Origin of the sequence: Acrocarpospora macrocephala, from assembly GCF_009687865.1 — a bacterium.
Classification (GTDB): domain Bacteria; phylum Actinomycetota; class Actinomycetes; order Streptosporangiales; family Streptosporangiaceae; genus Acrocarpospora; species Acrocarpospora macrocephala.
Genome location: NZ_BLAE01000008.1, coordinates 185,255 through 201,933, shown reverse-complemented (window position 1 = coordinate 201,933; position 16,679 = coordinate 185,255). Strand labels below are relative to the sequence as shown.

Sequence of the window (16,679 nt, the reverse complement as noted above, 5' to 3'; positions counted from 1 at the left end):
AAACCGATGACCTGCGCGGAACTCGCGCAGGTCATCCGGATCGAATGCCAGGAGTGAAGATGAGGTTCGAGCCCATGGTGGACGGCGCCGCGATCGTGACCGGCGCGGGATCGAGCGGACCGGGCTTCGGCACGGGCAAGGCGAGTGCGGTGCTGCTGGCCAGGTCCGGGTGCGGCGTCGTCGTCCTCGACAGCGTGGACGAGCGGGCCGGGGAGACGGTCGAGCTCATCGAGTCGGAGGGCGGTCGCGCGGTCGGCTGCGTGGGCGACGTCCGCGACCCGGCCGTCGCCCGGCGCGCCGTGGACACCGCGGTGGACACGTTCGGAATGCTCACGACCCTGGTCAACAACGTCGGCGTCTTCCGTTCCGGCACGCTCGCGGCCATGACCGACGAGGATCTGGAGCTCCACTTAGGGGTCAATCTCAAGGGCACGCTCTTCCTGACGCGGGCTGCAGCACCGGCCATGGCCGCGTCAGGTGGCGGCTCGGTGGTGAACATCAGCTCGATCGCCGCCCATCGCGGGGTGTCGAGTTCGGGCACCGTCGCCTACACCGCCTCCAAGGGCGCCATCGAGGCGGTCGCCACCGTCCTCGCCGCCGAGCTCGGGCCACAAGGCATTCGGGTCAACACCGTGGTGCCGGGTACGCTCGACACCCCGCTGCTGCGGATGACCCTGACCCCGGAGCAGATCGCCGACCGCCAGCGCACCGCCCCGCTGGGACCGGGAGGCGACGCCTGGGATGTCGCCAGGGCCGTGGTGTTCCTCGCGAGCCCGTGGGCCCGCTGGGTCTCGGGCGCGATCATCCCGGTGGACGGCGGATTCCTGACCACCTCGCCCGCCATGTTCACGGGTGCGGTCGACACGAAGTGAGCCCGCCCGACCTCCTTTCCTCAGCCCTCTGAGCGTGACGAAGAAAGGCTTCGCATGAAGTTCGCACTGTTCCAATCGCCGCACACGCCGCCCGAGCGCACGCCTCGTGAGGTGTACGACTGGGTCGTCGGCCAGGCCGTCGTGGCCGACCAGGCCGGCCTCACGGAGTACTGGGTGGGTGAACACGCGACGGTGGCCTGGGAGCCGGTCCCGAACCCGGAGATCATCCTCGCCGCCGCGGCGGCGAGGACGGAGCGCATCAAGCTCTGCCCGGGGGCCCACCTGCTTCCCTACCACCACCCCGCGTCCCTCGCCGTGCAGGTCTCGTGGCTGACGCATCTCGCGGAAGGCCGCTACATCCTCGGGGTAGGCGCCGGCGCCTACCCGTCGGACGCCGCCCTGCGCGGCATCACCGACATGCGGGGCAACCACGAAATGGTGGTGGAGGCTCTGGCGATCATGGAGAAGGTCTGGGCTGCCGAGCCGTTCCACCACGAGGGGAGGTTCTGGAAGGCAGGCTATCCGCAGACCAAGGAGGGACAGCTTCCGCTCCGCGACGTCCGGCCGTACGGCGGCAAGGTCGAGATCGCCATGGCCGGCACGAGTTCGCCGTCGAAGTCCCTGGCCTTCGCGGGCTCGCGCGGCTACATCCCGCTCTCGGTCTTCTCCGGCAACGAGAGGGTCGCGCAGCACTGGGCCACGTTCTCGGAGGCCGCCGAGGCGGCCGGCCACACGGTCGACCGGTCGATGCTCCGGGTGCAGCGCGACGTCTTCGTCGCCGAGACGGACAAGGAGGCGCGCAAGTGGGCCATCGAGGGCGGCCTGGGCTACGCGTGGAGTCAGATCCTCCTTCCGCACTTCAAGAGGCTGGGGCTCCTGGATGGCCTGGTCCAGGGCGTGGCCGACCCCCTCAGCGTCGACCTGGACTACCTCGCCGACCACGTCTGGATCGTCGGATCCCCCGACACTGTCGCCGAGAAGCTGGCCGCCTGCCTTGAGGAGAGCGGGGGGTGGGGCACCACCCTCGTCCCCGGACACAACTACGCCGCCAACCCGGAGCCCTGGAACGAGTCGCTCCGGCTGATGGTCGCGGAGGTGGCCCCGAGGCTGCGAAAGCTCGCCCCGGTCGCCGACTGATCGTCCGGTGGCGGCGGTCGCCACCGGAACCCGTCCCCACAACCGTCAATGGAGCGCACATGACCCAAGAGGAACTGCTGGCAGTGGCCAATGCGTACGTGGAGTGCTACAACTCCGACGACCTCGCCACGATGAAGACGCTGATGAGCGAGGACGTCGAGGTCACCCACCACAACCGGGGGGTGCACCGGGTCGGCCGGGACATCGTCTTCGCGGGCAAGGAAGGCGCCGCGGCCGTCATCCCCGACAAGCATTTCCGTGATCGCCGGCGCATTGTCGCCTTCGACGACGTGGTCCTCATCGAACACACCTGGGCGGCCACCGCCAAGGCCGACATGCCCGGCTTCGCCAAGGCGGGCGAGTCGATCGAGCTCGAACTCTGCACCGTCATGACCATCCGGGACGGCGAGATCGTCAAGTACGACGACTACGGGTGAGCACAAGGGACGCCGGACGGGGAGTGCGAGCGGAACCGGGGTCCGATAAGTGCTCTGTCGCCGAGCACGTGACGTCGCTCCTCGAAGGTCACTCTCACGCGGAGTGACGTCACACGCCGAACAGGGCCCAGAAATCGTGGTTGGTGAGGAGAGGTGCAACGATGACCATCGATGGTCCCGCATTCCGGCGGGCGCTGGGGCGGCACCCGACAGGAGTGGCCCTGGTGACCGCCCTGGACGCCGCCGGAGATCCGGTCGGCATGATCGTCGGGACGTTCTCGTCGGTTTCCCTGGATCCACCGCTCGTGAGCTTCATGCCTGACCGGTCGTCCACCACCTTTCCGAAGATCAGGAAGGCGGCACGCTTCGCGGTCAACGTGCTCAGCTCGGAGCAGGCCGAAGTGTGCCGCTCCTTCGCGGCCCGGTACCCGGACCGCTGGGACCGGATCACCTGGCAGCCCACGCCGGGCGGCGCCCCATCGCTTCCCGGCGCGCTGTTGTGGGTCGAGTGTGAGCACTACGCGGTGCACGAGGCGGGAGACCACCACATCGTCATCGGGCGGGTCACGGCGCTGGGTGAAGGCAGCGACGCGCCGCCACTGGTGTTCTTCCGCGGCGGCTACGGGCAGTTCACACCGGCGTCTCTCGTTCTCGCCCCCGAGATCGACCTGCTCCCCCAGATCCGGCTCGCCGACCTTGCCCGAGCGGAGATGGAACAGATCGCCCAGCGCACCGGTTTCGAGTGTGTCGCCCAAGCGCTGCTGGGCGATGAGCTCGTCTTCATCGCGAGCGCGGGCGTCAGCCCGCACGGCCACGCGCCCACGCGCGTGGGGCTGCGAATCCCGTTGGTTCCGCCACGGGGCGGTCTGTTCGCCGCCTGGCAACCGCAGGAGAACCTGCGGTGGAGCCACATGGGTGAGACACCCGCCGGCTGGTCCCGGATGCTCCACCGCATCAGGGAACGCGGCTGGTCGATCTGGCTGGCCAACGACTCCTCCGAGCTCGATCGGCTGTTCGACGCGGCCTCCGCCGGCGAGATCACGACCGACCTGGTGGAGCGCGTGTCCCAGGCGATCGACAGACTTGAGGCATCCGTCGAACCGGCCGACCTAGACCCCGGGGAGCGCTGCGCGGTGCGGTTCCTCGGCGCTCCGGTCTTCGGGACCGACGGCAAGGTGCAACTCGCCCTCCGGCTCCTGGGGCTGCCGCCGGAGATGTCCTGGGCGCAGATGCGGGACCTGGCCGTGCAGCTGGTTGCGGCCGCTGATCGTGTCTCGCGACTGCTGGGCGTCGATCCGGACGCCTGCCGTGCGCGCGACGCCCTCCCGGCCTGACGATGCGGCGTGCGTCAGGGGTCGCCGTCATCGTCGTCGCCGCGATCGCCGTCGACATCTCGACGGTCATCCTGGTCGCGCTCCTGGGGGTCGTCGGGCATGAGCTGCCCACCCCCGGCGGTCAGCCGACCTGGCTCGTCGGAGTGGCCGTGGCTGCGTACTTCCTGGGCGGAAGTCTCGCCGCGGCCGTGCTGGGCAGGCGGCTGGAGGCCATCGGGCCACGCAGAGTCGCCTCGGCGGCCACCACCGGCAGCGCGGTGGCACTGCTCGCCGTCGCCCTGGGCGGTCAGTGGCCGCCCGTCCTGCTGCTGGCGAGCGTCGCCTCGGGAGCGGCCTTCGGCCTCACGCTCCCCTCGACGAACGCCGTTCTGGACGGGGTGGTCGCCCCCCGGCGACTGGTGGTGGTGCTCTGCGTCAAGCAGGCCGCCATCCCGATCGGGCTCATGACCTCGGCCTACGTGAGCACCGCCGTGAGCGGAGTCGGCTGGCGGGCGCCTTTCGCCATCGCGGCGGCGGTGTCGCTCGCCACCGTGGTCGGCTTCCGTGCCGTCCTCCCGGCTCCGCCGCCCGCGTCACGTCCCCTGACGTCCGGGTACGGGCCCTCGGCCGAGCGCCCGGGGCCCGGGCTCGCCGTGCTCGGCTGGGTGACGCTGCTGGCCTCGCTCCTCCCCGGAGCGCTCACCGGGTACGCGTTCGCCGGGCTTGTGGCCGCCGGGTTCGCGAACCAGGACGCGGCGCACCTGCTCATCGCGGCGAACGTCCTCGGGATCGCTTCGCGGATCGTCTCCGGGCTCCTGGTCCAGGCTCGCCCTGAGCTCACGGACCTGGTGCTGGCCGGCATGATCCTGACTGGAGGAGGGGGCGCCCTACTCCTGGCCATCGGGCAGGCGACCGCGTCGGCCGTGGGGATCCTGGTCGCCTTCACCTTCGGCTGGGGATGGTCGGGGCTGATGTTCGCCGGCGCGATCCGCAGAGGGCTGGGACGTCCGGCCCTGGCCGGCGCGGTGGTTCAGTCCGGAGGGATGCTCGGCTCCGCAGCCGGACCGCTCGTGATGGCCGTCACCAGCGGTGTCAGCGAGCCACGGCTCGGGTGGCTACTGGTCGGCGGCCTCGCTGTCGCCGCCGGAGGCACGCTCTCGTGGAGCCTGCTCGCCCCCCGCGGCCGGTGATCACGATGCCCTGGTCTCCTCATGCTTGATGTCCTCAAGCATGTCGATTCCCTTGAGGATGGAGTCGAGGGAGGCGTTGATCATCCTTCGGGTCAGCTCCAGGGCATGCTCGGTGTCGCCTGCCTGGATGGCGGCGAGCAGCTGCTCGTGGTTGGAGAGGGAGTTCGTGAGATGTGCGGCGTTCTGAACGGCGATGTACCTGAAGCGAAGAGTGCGCCGCCAGAGGCCTTCCACGAGCTCGACCAGCACCTTGTTGCGGCAGGCCCGGTCGATGACGCCACGGAACTCACCGACCAACTGCAGGTAGGAGTAGGTGTCCGCAGCGTCGGCCGCGGCCCGCATCTGCTTGAGGACCTCGGCCATCCTTGCGGTGTCTGCCTCGGTGAGGTTGGGCATGGCGACCCTGGTGCACTCGATCTGGACGAGTTCCCGGCAGGCGTACAGCGCGGCCGCGTCCGCTTTGTCGGGATGGGCGACTGCGGCCCCTCGGCGGGGTTCGATGTGCAGCAGCCCGTCGGCCGCGAGTTTCCGGATCGCCTCACGGAACGGGGACCGGCTGACGCCCAGCCGTTCGCAGAGCTCGATCTCGTACAGGCGCTGCCCGGGCCGCAGTTCGCCTCGCACGATCATTTCGACCAGCCGGTCCATCACGGCGGCGTGCAGCAGCGGAACGTTGACCGCGTTCGCTCCCATTGGTCGCTCTCCTGTCGAACATCGACTCGTATATGCTTGATTATTGTATACTGAGTTCAAGATACTGGCGGAACGATGAATCGAATTCCCGATGGCCGGAGAGAAGCGACCGAGATACGACTCCGCGCCTACCCGCCGGACACCCTCCGCGAGGAAGACTTCGAGCTCCATCGGGCGCCGGCGCCGCGCTCCCTGGAAGCCGGCGAGCTCCTGCTGGCCAACTCCTGGCTGTCCCTCGACGCCTCGGCCCGCCTTCGCATGCGCGAATCGGATTCGCCCTATATGCCGAGGATCCCGCTAGGTGCGCCCATCAGTGGTTTCGCCCTGGGACGCGTGCTGTCCTCGCGCCGCTCGGGCTTCGCGGAGGGCGATCTGGTGCTACACAGCTCCGGCTGGCGGACGCACGCGGTGATTCGCGCCGACGAGACCGGTTGGCGAGGTCCGCACCGGATCGTCGAGGAGCCGGGCATGTCCGAGGCCGCATACCTCACCGCGCTGGGTCCCGCCGGTTTGACGGCATACGTCGGGATGGTCAAGCTATTGGACCCGCGGCCCGGTGATGTCGTCTTCGTTTCCGCCGCCGGAGGCGGTATCGGGAGCCTCGCGGTGCAACTCGCGAAGATCGCGGGTGCGCGGGTGGTGGCCAGTGCGGGGAGCGCCGAGAAGCGGGACCTCGTCCTGGGGTTGGGCGCGGACGTGGCGCTCGACCGACGTGTCCCCGACCTGTCCGCGGCACTCAAAGCCGCGGCTCCCGGCGGCATTCACGGATACTTCGATTGCGTGGGAGGACCGGAACTCGAAGCGGCGATCCACAACGCCCGGCCTGGGGCCCGCATCGTGATGTGCGGGACGGTGTCGAACTACGACGCCCAGTCAGGTTCCCTCCCGCGAAATCTTTTCGACATCGTCGCCAAGGAACTGTCGGTGAAAGGCTATCTGACCAGGTCCTACGCCGAACTCCTGCCCACGGTTCAAGCGGAGATGGCGAAACTGATCCGCGACGGACGTCTGCGGGATCGGGTCACCATCCTGAAGGGGATCGACAGCGTGCCCCGCGCCTTCGTGAGTTTGTTCCGGGGAGTACACGTCGGGAAGCTGCTGATCCAGCTCTGAGGCCAGCTCCCTGCGGCCGCGCGCCCTCGAACATCTTAGGTTTTACTCTCGTACGTGCTGGGCCAAAGGTCGTTCTGATCGATCTCGATACGGCCATAGTCATTGTGGGCGCTTCGGACGCCCTGATTCTGGCCACGCTACGGTGTCTTCGTGGCTGTTCTCGATCTTCTAGACTCATGAACCCGTGCTATGAATTGCACGTGGGTTGCGCGATGTGGACTCACGCGCCTTGGCAGGGGCGCTTCCTGCCGCATCCGCTTTCGCCCAAGGAGCGGCTGAAGGCGTACGCGACCTGGTGCGATGCGGTTGAGGGCAACACGACCTTCTATGCGACGCCCGCGCGGAGCACCGTGGAGTCGTGGTCCCAGCAGACCGCTCCGGAGTTTCGTTTCGTGGTCAAGCTGCCCAAGGTGATCACGCATGAGCGGCGGCTCGCCGATACCGACGAGGACCTGGGGGCATTCCTGGAGGCGATCGAGCCACTCGGTCCGCGGATGCACACGCTCTGGGTGCAGCTTCCGGGGTCGTTCGCGCCCGCCGATCTTGGCGCGCTGGCGGCTTTCCTGCACCGTCTTCCTCGCTCACAGCGCTACGCCGTCGAGGTCCGCCATCGTGCTTTCTTCGATGACCCGCGGTCCGCGCAGCTTCTCGAAAGGGTGCTCGTCAACGCCAACGCGGAGTGGATTCCTTTCGATACGACGACTCTGTTTGAGAGTCCGCCGACCACTAATGCCGAACGTGAAGCCTGGATGAGGAAGCCTCGCGTGGCTCGTCGCATGCGGGCCCTTACCGACCGCCCTATCGTCCGTTATCTCGGTCGTGACTCCACAGCCCGTACAGTCGAGGGCTGGCAACCCTGGATCGACACTGTTATCACGTGGCTGCGCGAAGGGCGCTCGCCAACCGTGTTCATCCACACGCCAGACAACGCGGATGCCTTGATACTCGCCCGCCGTTTTCACGACGACGTACGCACCCGGCTACCTGCCCTCGACCCACTCCCCGACCCAATGCCAGCCGAACCCCCAACCCTTTTCTGATCGACCGCTCTGAGACGGGGGCGACGCTGGTCGATAAGTGGTGATTTGTCCAAAACATGCCCAGTAGGCAATAATGTCGCCTCACTCCGCCGAGAGAAGAGGCCATGACCGCATCGTTAGCCGCCCTGACCCATCCCTACCCGCTGATTCGGGGCGGTGGCATCTTTCTCATCTGCGTAGGCCTTGGCTTCTTCCTCGGGCTGTTCTTCCCGCGCCGGTGGATTCCCCTGGCCGCTGGCGGGTTCATCGTCGGCTTCACCGGCTCGGGGCTGAGCGCACTCCTGCCCTCACTCGGCACCCCCTCCATTCTCAACATCGCCGCCCTCGTGGTCGCCGTCGCGTTCGAGGCAGCCGTGATCGTCTACCTGGTCAAGAAGATCGGCGACAGTGACGAGCGACGCCTCACCCTGAGCATCATGCTCGTGGTAGGCCTGCACTTCGTGATCATGGGCCTGGCCCACGGCCCACTGATCGCCGCACTGGGCATCCTGACCGCGATCAACGCCACCATCGGCCTCTTCACCAAGACACCGATCAAGCCGTTCTTCCTGTCGGACAGCCTCCTGAAGATCGCGTTCGGCGTGTGGATGCTGGCCTTCTATCCCGCGTACACATTCTGACCGCGCATCTTGCGCTACCACGTGGCACTCGATGGCACACCCGCTGGAAACTTGAGGAATGAGTGCTCCCGACCCCTCGCACCAGATTTCCCAGCGTGACCTTCGCAACCGGTCAGCCGAGATCCTGGACGGCTTGGAACGGGGAGAGCGATACGCCGTAACCCGCAATGGGCACCACATCGGCGACCTGGTGCCCATCCGTCGTCGGCGCCGGGCTGTCTCTCGGGCGGAGTTCGCGACCGTTTCCCGAGGTATGCCTCGTCTGGACGACAAGAAGTATCGCGAAGACATGGATCACCACGTCAACGACGATCTCTACGATCCTTACGACCGCGCCTACGACAGAGGTGAGTTCGCGCAGCCGTAGCGGGTCGCCCATCCGGTCTCGGCCAGGACGGTGCCTCCTCCGACCGCGTACGCCGAGATGGTGAACTCGCCGAAAGTGCCAGGAGTCACGTCGATCCGTCACAGAGCTTCGCTTGGTGACAGATCTCGGACAGTTTCGTCGTGATTAGCATGCACGTTCGATATCGAGCTGCGCGGTCGACGACCTGGTACTAGTTTGGCCACATGGCTCGTTGGGACAGCCGGAAACGTGCTGAGCTCGTCGCGGCACTGCACCGTGCTCCCTCGGAGGGGGATCAACGGGAGCTCGTCCAGCGTGTCACCGAAGAGGGTTCGGTCCAGACATTCCTTCGCGAACGCCTCGGCCCGGCAGATCTCTTCTCCGACCCAATCGATGCCGCCCTGGAAGAAGCGCGGCTTGAGATCGTTTCGTGGGAACAAGATGGCATCCAGGTCCTCACCATGGGGGATGATCTGTACCCCCACCGCTTACGCGACGTGTTCGACAAGCCACCGCTACTTTTCGCGCGAGGCACAGTCTGGGCGGACGACCAGGGAGTAGCGGTGATCGGATCACGCCATGTTTCCGACAACGGCCGCCGAATCGCCTCCGAACTCGCCACCCGTCTCGTCGAACGCGAACTCACGGTCGTTTCGGGCCTGGCGGCCGGGGTGGACACCGCAGCGCATCAGGGCGCGCTTCGAGCCGGCGGTCGTACCGTCGCCGTCATCGGGACCGGTATCAGGCGCGCGTATCCACCGGAGAATCAAGAGCTACACCGAGTGATCGCCGACCACGGAACTGTCTTCTCCCAGTTCTGGCCCGACCAACAGGCGAACAAGCTCACCTTCCCCATGCGCAACGGCACCATGTCCGGATACGCCATAGCGACGATCATCGTCGAGGCCAGCGAACACAGCGGGACGCGAATTCAGGCTCGCAAAGCGGTCGAACACGGTAGACCCGTCATCCTGATGAGCACGGTGATCGATCGGACAAGCTGGGGCCAGCAAATGGCCGATCGTCCCGACGTACACGTGGCGAACACGGTCGACGAAGCCATGCGCATCGTCGAAACCGTTCTTGACCGCCCCAACGAAATCGAGCGCCTCTTCCTTGATGCCCTCACCCGGTGACACAGCCATCCATGCGCGATCTGGTCCGTACCCCGCCTGGATGCGATCATGTACATGTTGTCGATGCCGGCCTGACCGGCTGAGGCGCCGAGACCGACATCGCGCTCCCATCCGCCGATGAGACGGCGGGAGTGGACGACTGGAAGATCCCCCGGAGAAGCTTCTCTCTCCTGAACCTCGCCACCGATCGGTGCCTCGTTGGCCGCCCACACTTGCACGCGCGTGGCACGGCATCACGGGGGCGCCCCTTACCGGGATACGTGAGCGCTCGCCTGGAGCCGAACGTAAGGGACTTCGGCCGCTACCTCACTCGCACCGTTGCAGGCCGCATGACTTGCGAAGTCCCAGGTCAAGGGCTGACCCGACATGAGATCTTGACGCAGTGTTGGCGACCCTTGGAACGAAGAGGGTTTTCGTTAGTTTCGTTTCGAGGTACAGTTCGGGTACACGGACATGCGGTGATGGAGGACTCGGATGGGCAACACGTCGTTGGCCGCCGCGGATGCTAGGACTTTCCTGCCAGAAGAGGATCCTCAGACCCAGGCCGCCATAGTTGATCTAGTTACGGAGCTACGCAAGCGAGGGCGAGCAGTCGCTGACTGTCCTGCCCTCCTCACAGGCCCAGACGGGTCTCCGCGACTGCCTTTGCCGTTGCCTGTTTATGAGGCGTTGCTGCAGGTGGCAGAGGCTCTATCGCAGGGCCTAGCCGTTACGGTCGCACCGCAGCACATGACGATGTCAACCTACGAGGCCGCTGAATTGCTGGGAGTCTCTCGACCTACTCTCGTCAAACTTCTTGAGAGCAATGAGATCCCCTACCAACGTGCCACGGACCGCCCTGGGGCGCACCGGCGGGTGAAGTTGCAAGATGTCATGGCGTACAGAGAGAAACGCCGCCTTGAGCGGCGCCGACTCCTAGATGAGCTAACCGCAGAATCCGTAGGTACGGGCATGTACGACAAGCCCGCCAACGAATTCTGAGAAGCTTATGCTGGTGCGGTGCCATTCTCTGCCGTACTGGACGCCTGCGTGCTGTACCCGAACGCCCTGCGTGACACTCTTCTAAGAGTCGCTGAGGCTGGTATCTACCAGCCCCTATGGAGTGAGCGGATACTGGCGGAAGTTCGGGGAGCTCTGCTACGAAACGGGCTCCCCGAACTGAACGTAGATCGCACCTTGTCCTTTGTACGGGCCGCGTTCCCCGAAGCGATGGTGGAGGGCTGGGAGCCCTTAGAGGACTCGATGGGCAACCATGTCAAGGATCGGCATGTTCTCGCTGCCGCAGTTCGCGGGCACGCCGATGTGATCGTTACCTCCAATCTCCGTGATTTCACGAGCGCTGCTTGTGAACCGTGGGATGTCGAGGTCCAGCACCCGGACACATTTCTGTTGTACGAGCTCGAGCTGGCTCCGGCTGTCATCCTCAACGTGTTGCGGGAACAAGCTTCATCGACCGGCAAGCCGCCTCATCGCTCGATGACCCTTGAAGACGTACTGGCCTCGCTGGAGAACTGCGGAGCCCCAGTTTTCGTCTCAGCGGTTCGCTCGTGGCTTCGCCGCTAGAGTGGATCCTGGTCAGGCTGCCGTCTCGCAATGCATTTCGTCACGACTATTCCGATTCTTCCGGGATGCCGTAAGCGCGCGGGTCGTACTGCGCACTGCAGTCGAAATTCGTTTGGACGGTCAATTACCGGTATGTACGGGTGGTTCGCGCGAGGGCGCATCCGCCAAGGGATGCGTCCTCGCGCGTTCCGTGGGGCTCCTTGGTCAGAAGTCGTCGGCGGTGCGGATTCGGTCGCGGACCCAGACGCCGGCCTCTTTCAACCTGCTTGTCCCCGCGTAGGGGCCGTTCGGGCAGGTGCCGGTGGTGAAGGCCGCGCCGGTGCGGAAGTCGTCGGAGTAGTTCCAGTTCACCCAGCTGATCTTCTTCTGTGCCATCAGATCGATGTACTGCTGAGACCTGGTGAAATTGTTGGCGCCGTCGCCGGAGGCGGTCTGGGTGCCGAACTCGCTCACGAACATGGGCAGGAGGTCGGCTGCGCGGGACAGCGCGTTCAGGTACGCGGTGCCGTGTGAGGCCGCGTAGAAGTGGAAGGTGTACATGATGTTCGTCCCGCTGACCGGGTTGCTGCGGATGGTGTCGGTCTGGTCGCCGGGGCCGGAGATGCCGAGCGAGGACCAGGCGGGAGTGCCGACGAGGATCGGGGCGTCGGGGTCGTACTGGCGGATCACCGGGACGAGCTGGTTGGCGTAGTTGCGGATGACGGACCAGGTGACGGAGTCGCCGTTCGGCTCGTTGGCGATCTCGTAGAGCACGTTCTTCTTGGCGTTGTGCCGCTGGGCGATCTCGGTGAAGAACGTCCTGGCCCGGCTGAGGTTGTAGTTCGGGTCGCCGGGGGTGAGCATGTGCCAGTCCACCAGGGCGTACATGCCGCGCGCGGTGGCCATCTCGATCAGCTGGTGAACCCGGTCGGTGAACGCGCGGGGGTTGGTCTCGTAGCCGCCTTCCTGGATGTACATCGAGATCCGGAGGATGTCGGCCTTCCAGTCATTGGCCAGGGCGTCGAGCGAGGCGTTGTTGAGACACTGGTCGTACCATTGGATGCCGTGGCTGCTCATGCCGCGTAGCTGGATCTGCTTGCCGGCCTCGTTGCACAGCTTGGTGCCACACACCCGGAGCTGCCCGTTGGCCGCGGCCGGGGTGCTTCCGCCGCCGCTTCCGGTCTGTACGGTGACCGCGGTGCTGGCCCCCGAACGGTTGCCGGCTGCGTCACGGGCACGGACGGTGTACGTGTAGGACGTGGCGGCGGTCAGGCCGGTGTCGGTGTGGCTGGTGCCGGTGACCGTGGCCACCTGGGTGGCGCCCCGGTAGACCTCGTAGCCGGTGACGCCGACGTTGTCGGTGGCGGCGTCCCAGGCCAGTGACACGCTGCTGGAGGTCGTGCCCGTCGAGCGCAGGTTGCCGGGCACGCTGGGGGCAGTGGTGTCACCACCTGCGGCTGGAGTGCCGTAGACGTCGAGCTCCCACAGGGAGTAGCCCCATTGGGTGCCCCGCGCGGTGCCGTACACGCGCACATAGCGGCCGGTCCCCGAGACGGTCAGGTCGTCGATGGCTCCGTCGGCCGAGCTGGTGGAATAGACGCTGGTCCAGCTGCTGCCGTTGGGGGAGACCTCGATCCGGTACGCCGATCCGTAAGCCACCTCCCAGTTCAACCGCACCCGGGAAATCGAGTACGAGCCGCCCAGGTCGATCCGAATCCACTGCGGGTCTATACCCTCAGCCGAAGCCCACCGGCTGGCGGTGTTCCCATCCACCGCCAAACCCGCCTCGAATCCCGCGCCCTCGATCGACGAGGCCGTGGCCGGCTTTCCCCTGGAGATGAGCTGGACGGGCGCGGTGATCGCGGCGCTGACGCCGATCGCGCGAGCGGCGGTCGCCGGGGTCGCGATCATGGACGGTACGGCGAACGTGAGCACTGTTACCGCGGCCGCCACAAGCGAGCGGCGGCGTCTGGGGCGGTCTTGCGTGGGGGGCGGTGGGTGCTCCGCACGTAACATTGGCGCTCCTGACGAGAGGTAAGGGACGGATCGTTAGGAAGGTTTCCTAATTTGACCGGGAGCGTAAAGGACCGTGAATCGTTGCGCAAGGCCCAGTCGCTCGCGAAAGCGACATGACCCTGCGCCGCCGGCAACGAGCCTGGAGCCTTATGGACGTGACCACCAAGCGTGGCCAGCCCGGACGAGCAGCGTCGCCCTTCTCGGCCGGTTCAGGGGCGGGTGTATTGGCTAGCGATTTCCGCGATATCGGCGGGACTCACCCGGCAGCACCCGCCCACGATCCGCGCCCCGGCGGCCACCCAGTGCCGGGCTTGCTCGGCGGAGTAGCGCGATGCTCCTGCCCACGTCCTCCGCTGCGCGTCCCAACCCTCGCCGCTGTTCGGATAGACGATCACCGGTTTTCCGGTGACCTCACGCGCGACGGCGATGGCCTGCGGCACATCGGACGGCGCACAGCAGTTGACGCCCACAGCCACGACCTGCCGCACATCCCTGGCGACCGCGAACGCCTGGGCGATGGGTTGCCCGGCACGAGTGCGATCCCCAGCAACGCTGTACGTCAACCACGCCGGCACTCCCATCCTGGAAACCACCGTCATCAGCGCCTCCGCCTCATCGATGTCCGGCACCGTTTCCAACGCCAGCACGTCCGGCTTCGCATCGACCAGCACCTCCACCCGGGGCCGGTGCCACGCCACCAGCTCGGCCACGCTCAGCCCGTAGCGCCCCCGATACTCCGACCCATCCGCCAAAGCCGCCCCGTACGGCCCGACAGAGGCCGCCACCCACCGCTCCCGCCCGTCACCGGCCATCTCGGCACGAGCAGCCTGCGCCAACTCGACACTCCGCCGTATCAACCGCACAGCGTCCTTCCGCCCGATCCCCCGCGCCGCGAACCCATCGAACGACGCTTGATAGCTCGCCGTCGTGGCGATCACGGCACCCGCGCCAAAGAACGTCAGGTGAGCCGCTTTGATCTCCTCGGGTGCGTCCACCAGCAACCGCGCCGACCACAACGGGTCCGAAAGATCATGCCCACGCGCCTCAAGCTCAGTCGCCAAACCACCATCAGTGATCAACAAGGTCTCACCTGGCGCGAAAGTACCCATATCGCCACCCTAGGTCTGTGCAGCCAGATCGCCTCGCGTTCGCCGAGCGTGTCCAGGTGGAGACGGGTGGTCGCGTCCAGGGTGGTGAGCCTGGCCCGGCTGGTCACCAGGACGGTCGAGGTCGGCCCGCCGCGAATACCTCAACGGTGCCGGCACCGCGATCCGTCCGGAGAGCGACGGCGGACTAGCTGCAAGCGGGCGAAGTGAAGTGCAGCCCATGCGATGGGATCATCCCGTCGCCGTCGCTCACCCGCAAGGCAGTCCTCTCCAACGAGAACGCCTGCGTCATGTGCGGTGCTCTCATCAAACAGCCCTTCCTATTGGGTACGTTCAGCGAGCCACCTGGCGGAGACCGGACGAAGCCCATCAAGGATGGGGAGCAGATGTCTTTCGCCCCTGTTCTGGCTCTCAAGCTGGATCAGCGCGTCCCCATACCGGGCGAATATCGCGATCCCGGGGTCCGATTCGCTCCCACGGAGCCAGCGGCCACCGGCGATGGGGCGGCAAGGCTCACCCTGACTGCTCCAGGAAGGGTGGAACATCGACGGGTACGGATTGGCGCACGCGGCTTCGAGACTGGCGATTCCTCCCGGGAGGACGAAAAGCTCGTAATCCGCCCAGAGCCTGAAGACAAGCGCTGGGCCGGTATTGTCCCGCCTTATCCTTACACTGAGCGAATGATCCGGAATGTCCGGTGCTACCAGCGGGACGCCAAGCCGCTCGATGCCGCGCATTTGCTGCTCGAAACCACGCACTTGGTGCCAGCGGCGGGCCGGTTCCTGAACCTGGCCCGAAACCGCGTAGAGGACGACGATCGAGACCACGACCGCCACCCGGGACCACCAACCACTAGCGTCGCTCGCAACCCACGCTGCGGCAACGTAGCCGAGCACTCCGGCGAGCAAGTGGATCCCGGCGAGGAGCACGTCGTCGAAGCCATAAAGGTTCGGGACCGGGGCCACCCGGAATATGGCCTGGGTCAGCGCGATGGTGGCGAACGCGCCGACGAGCGCCACGACCCACAAACGCGGTAGCTGGAGCAGCCAGGTCAGTATCGCGCCGAAGGGGAAGGGGACGATGAACATCGCGAAATAGTGGAAGATCCCGTCGAGCTCGCGATTCAGCCCATCCACCCAGATGACGGCCATCACAATGCCGACGGCCAGGCCCACCAACGCGCCCCTGCCGACCACTGCCCATGTGGACATCTCTCGCATACCGTGATGCTCTTCTGCAACCGTTCGGCGCACCAGAGTCCGTCTACTCAGCCCTAGCTGAGTACCCATAACTCAGCGCGCGAGTGTTTGGGGGACCGAGCGCGCAGTGTGGCGGGCAGGAAGATCGGGTTCACGCCGTCTAGTGCTACCTGCCTGAGCCTTTTCGTGATCACCCGAAGCTGAATCCTCGCCGGAGACGTCCCGTGCCCCTGCACGCGGCGCATGAGCACAAATATCCAAAGGGCTCAACGGGGCGAGTCCAGATGGAACGGGATGGAACGCAGAAGAGGTAGATGGAACAGCGACCTCGGGTCGCCCTACTCAAGGAGCCCCCCATGGACACCGACCACAGTTCCCTCCCCCGTCCCCCGAGCCACCGGAGGTTCACCCGGGTCGGCCGGATGCTGATCGTCCTCACGGCGGTGGTCGTTGCCGCCGTCGGCCTGGCAGGCCCCGCGTCGGCCGAGCCTGTGAACAAGTGCAAGAGCGGCAGCGGTTACACGGTCTGCTTCAGCCTCGACCGGCTCAACGACGGGAACATCGCCGTCCACCTCGGCATCGACGTGGCCATGAGCCGCGCGGACGCCCAGGCCATCATCGACCACCCCGGCGAGGAGTTCTCCGCGAAAATCATCGGCGACGACCCCGTCTACGACAACAGCCTGGTGTCGGTGCCGGTCACCTGGAGCGCCGCCTGGGAAGGCGGGCTGTCGGCCGAATTCGACCGGCTAGCGACCTTCGCCCAACTCAACGAGGATGAGGGATTCTTCGACGGCTACGTCGATGAACTGTTCGGCCGCATCGTGCTGGCCGACCCTCGCACCGGAACGCGCAGCTTCGACTCCGCCGTCATCACCGGCTACTACTGATCGAAGCCGTACCCGCCGAGTCCGTGTGA

At 66.3% G+C, this 16,679-nt stretch carries 17 protein-coding genes; 13 read left to right on the top strand and 4 right to left on the bottom strand.

Annotated elements, in window-relative coordinates; genetic code table 11:
* Positions 1-59 precede the first annotated feature (59 nt).
* The 5 genes from Amac_RS07905 (at position 60) to Amac_RS07885 (ending at position 4,949) form a co-directional block, all read left to right on the top strand.
* Positions 60-872: an SDR family NAD(P)-dependent oxidoreductase gene (locus tag Amac_RS07905; protein ID WP_170322379.1), complete on the top strand. Its 813-nt coding sequence runs from the start codon at positions 60-62 to the stop codon at positions 870-872.
* A gap of 54 nt (positions 873-926) precedes the next feature.
* Positions 927-2,009, top strand: coding sequence for an LLM class flavin-dependent oxidoreductase (locus Amac_RS07900; RefSeq protein ID WP_155353650.1), 1,083 nt, complete (start codon positions 927-929; stop codon positions 2,007-2,009).
* A 59-nt stretch (positions 2,010-2,068) separates the two neighbouring features.
* Positions 2,069-2,446 carry a nuclear transport factor 2 family protein gene (locus Amac_RS07895; RefSeq protein ID WP_155353649.1) on the top strand — a complete coding sequence of 126 codons (378 nt, stop codon included), beginning with the start codon at positions 2,069-2,071 and terminating at the stop codon, positions 2,444-2,446.
* Between the two features lie 161 nt (positions 2,447-2,607).
* Positions 2,608-3,780 (top strand): flavin reductase, encoded by a 1,173-nt coding sequence (locus Amac_RS07890; protein ID WP_155353648.1) that lies wholly within the window; start codon positions 2,608-2,610, stop codon positions 3,778-3,780.
* A gap of 2 nt (positions 3,781-3,782) precedes the next feature.
* Entirely contained in the window at positions 3,783-4,949 is a 1,167-nt protein-coding gene (locus Amac_RS07885; RefSeq protein WP_155353647.1) for an MFS transporter, read from the top strand.
* On the opposite strand, the gene Amac_RS07880 is transcribed toward Amac_RS07885, so the two are convergent.
* Entirely contained in the window at positions 4,950-5,642 is a 693-nt protein-coding gene (locus tag Amac_RS07880) for a GntR family transcriptional regulator (RefSeq protein ID WP_170322378.1), read from the bottom strand.
* A 75-nt stretch (positions 5,643-5,717) separates the two neighbouring features.
* On the opposite strand from Amac_RS07880, the gene Amac_RS07875 reads away from it, so the two are divergent.
* The 7 genes from Amac_RS07875 to Amac_RS07845 all read left to right on the top strand — a co-directional run bounded on the left by Amac_RS07875 (position 5,718) and on the right by Amac_RS07845 (position 11,460).
* Complete coding sequence (locus Amac_RS07875) at positions 5,718-6,755, top strand: MDR family NADP-dependent oxidoreductase (protein ID WP_155353645.1); 1,038 nt, start codon at positions 5,718-5,720, stop codon at positions 6,753-6,755.
* Positions 6,756-6,931: 176 nt separating this feature from the next.
* A complete protein-coding gene (locus Amac_RS07870) occupies positions 6,932-7,795 on the top strand; it encodes a DUF72 domain-containing protein (protein ID WP_507762639.1) in 864 nt (287 codons plus the stop codon).
* 104 nt (positions 7,796-7,899) lie between these two features.
* Complete coding sequence (locus tag Amac_RS07865; protein ID WP_155353643.1) at positions 7,900-8,415, top strand: DUF6609 family protein; 516 nt, start codon at positions 7,900-7,902, stop codon at positions 8,413-8,415.
* Positions 8,416-8,473: 58 nt separating this feature from the next.
* Positions 8,474-8,782: a type II toxin-antitoxin system Phd/YefM family antitoxin gene (locus Amac_RS07860; RefSeq protein WP_155353642.1), complete on the top strand. Its 309-nt coding sequence runs from the start codon at positions 8,474-8,476 to the stop codon at positions 8,780-8,782.
* 203 nt (positions 8,783-8,985) lie between these two features.
* A complete protein-coding gene (locus Amac_RS07855) occupies positions 8,986-9,897 on the top strand; it encodes a DNA-processing protein DprA (protein ID WP_155353641.1) in 912 nt (303 codons plus the stop codon).
* A 474-nt stretch (positions 9,898-10,371) separates the two neighbouring features.
* Positions 10,372-10,878 (top strand): helix-turn-helix domain-containing protein, encoded by a 507-nt coding sequence (locus tag Amac_RS57865; RefSeq protein ID WP_155353640.1) that lies wholly within the window; start codon positions 10,372-10,374, stop codon positions 10,876-10,878.
* 18 nt (positions 10,879-10,896) lie between these two features.
* On the top strand, positions 10,897-11,460 hold the full coding sequence (locus Amac_RS07845) for a PIN domain-containing protein (RefSeq protein WP_155353639.1): 564 nt from the start codon (positions 10,897-10,899) through the stop codon (positions 11,458-11,460).
* Between the two features lie 204 nt (positions 11,461-11,664).
* Here Amac_RS07845 and Amac_RS55910 read toward each other — a convergent pair whose 3' ends face one another.
* The 3 genes from Amac_RS55910 to Amac_RS07825 all read right to left on the bottom strand — a co-directional run bounded on the left by Amac_RS55910 (position 11,665) and on the right by Amac_RS07825 (position 15,781).
* Positions 11,665-13,350, bottom strand: a complete 1,686-nt coding sequence (locus Amac_RS55910) for a cellulase family glycosylhydrolase (protein ID WP_174900147.1) — start codon at positions 13,348-13,350, stop codon at positions 11,665-11,667.
* Positions 13,351-13,664: 314 nt separating this feature from the next.
* Complete coding sequence (mmuM, locus tag Amac_RS07830; protein WP_155353638.1) at positions 13,665-14,564, bottom strand: homocysteine S-methyltransferase; 900 nt, start codon at positions 14,562-14,564, stop codon at positions 13,665-13,667.
* Positions 14,565-14,881: 317 nt separating this feature from the next.
* Positions 14,882-15,781 carry a hypothetical protein gene (locus tag Amac_RS07825; RefSeq protein ID WP_155353637.1) on the bottom strand — a complete coding sequence of 300 codons (900 nt, stop codon included), beginning with the start codon at positions 15,779-15,781 and terminating at the stop codon, positions 14,882-14,884.
* Positions 15,782-16,116: 335 nt separating this feature from the next.
* On the opposite strand from Amac_RS07825, the gene Amac_RS07820 reads away from it, so the two are divergent.
* A complete protein-coding gene (locus tag Amac_RS07820) occupies positions 16,117-16,650 on the top strand; it encodes a hypothetical protein (protein WP_155353636.1) in 534 nt (177 codons plus the stop codon).
* The last annotated feature ends 29 nt before the right edge of the window (positions 16,651-16,679 follow it).

Bases quoted from the DNA above. Each gene is read 5' to 3' on its own strand.
- Amac_RS55910 (WP_174900147.1), bottom strand. From the start codon at position 13,350: ATGATCGCGACCCCGGCGACCGCCGCTCGCGCGATCGGCGTCAGCGCC.
- Amac_RS07875 (WP_155353645.1), top strand. From the start codon at position 5,718: ATGAATCGAATTCCCGATGGCCGGAGAGAAGCGACCGAGATACGACTC.
- Amac_RS07895 (WP_155353649.1), top strand. From the start codon at position 2,069: ATGACCCAAGAGGAACTGCTGGCAGTGGCCAATGCGTACGTGGAGTGC.
- Amac_RS07870 (WP_507762639.1), top strand. From the start codon at position 6,932: ATGAACCCGTGCTATGAATTGCACGTGGGTTGCGCGATGTGGACTCAC.
- Amac_RS07890 (WP_155353648.1), top strand. From the start codon at position 2,608: ATGACCATCGATGGTCCCGCATTCCGGCGGGCGCTGGGGCGGCACCCG.
- Amac_RS07880 (WP_170322378.1), bottom strand. From the start codon at position 5,642: ATGGGAGCGAACGCGGTCAACGTTCCGCTGCTGCACGCCGCCGTGATG.
- Amac_RS07860 (WP_155353642.1), top strand. From the start codon at position 8,474: ATGAGTGCTCCCGACCCCTCGCACCAGATTTCCCAGCGTGACCTTCGC.
- Amac_RS07885 (WP_155353647.1), top strand. From the start codon at position 3,783: ATGCGGCGTGCGTCAGGGGTCGCCGTCATCGTCGTCGCCGCGATCGCC.
- Amac_RS07825 (WP_155353637.1), bottom strand. From the start codon at position 15,781: ATGCGAGAGATGTCCACATGGGCAGTGGTCGGCAGGGGCGCGTTGGTG.
- Amac_RS07820 (WP_155353636.1), top strand. From the start codon at position 16,117: ATGGACACCGACCACAGTTCCCTCCCCCGTCCCCCGAGCCACCGGAGG.
- Amac_RS07905 (WP_170322379.1), top strand. From the start codon at position 60: ATGAGGTTCGAGCCCATGGTGGACGGCGCCGCGATCGTGACCGGCGCG.
- mmuM (WP_155353638.1), bottom strand. From the start codon at position 14,564: ATGGGTACTTTCGCGCCAGGTGAGACCTTGTTGATCACTGATGGTGGT.
- Amac_RS07900 (WP_155353650.1), top strand. From the start codon at position 927: ATGAAGTTCGCACTGTTCCAATCGCCGCACACGCCGCCCGAGCGCACG.
- Amac_RS07865 (WP_155353643.1), top strand. From the start codon at position 7,900: ATGACCGCATCGTTAGCCGCCCTGACCCATCCCTACCCGCTGATTCGG.
- Amac_RS57865 (WP_155353640.1), top strand. From the start codon at position 10,372: ATGGGCAACACGTCGTTGGCCGCCGCGGATGCTAGGACTTTCCTGCCA.
- Amac_RS07855 (WP_155353641.1), top strand. From the start codon at position 8,986: ATGGCTCGTTGGGACAGCCGGAAACGTGCTGAGCTCGTCGCGGCACTG.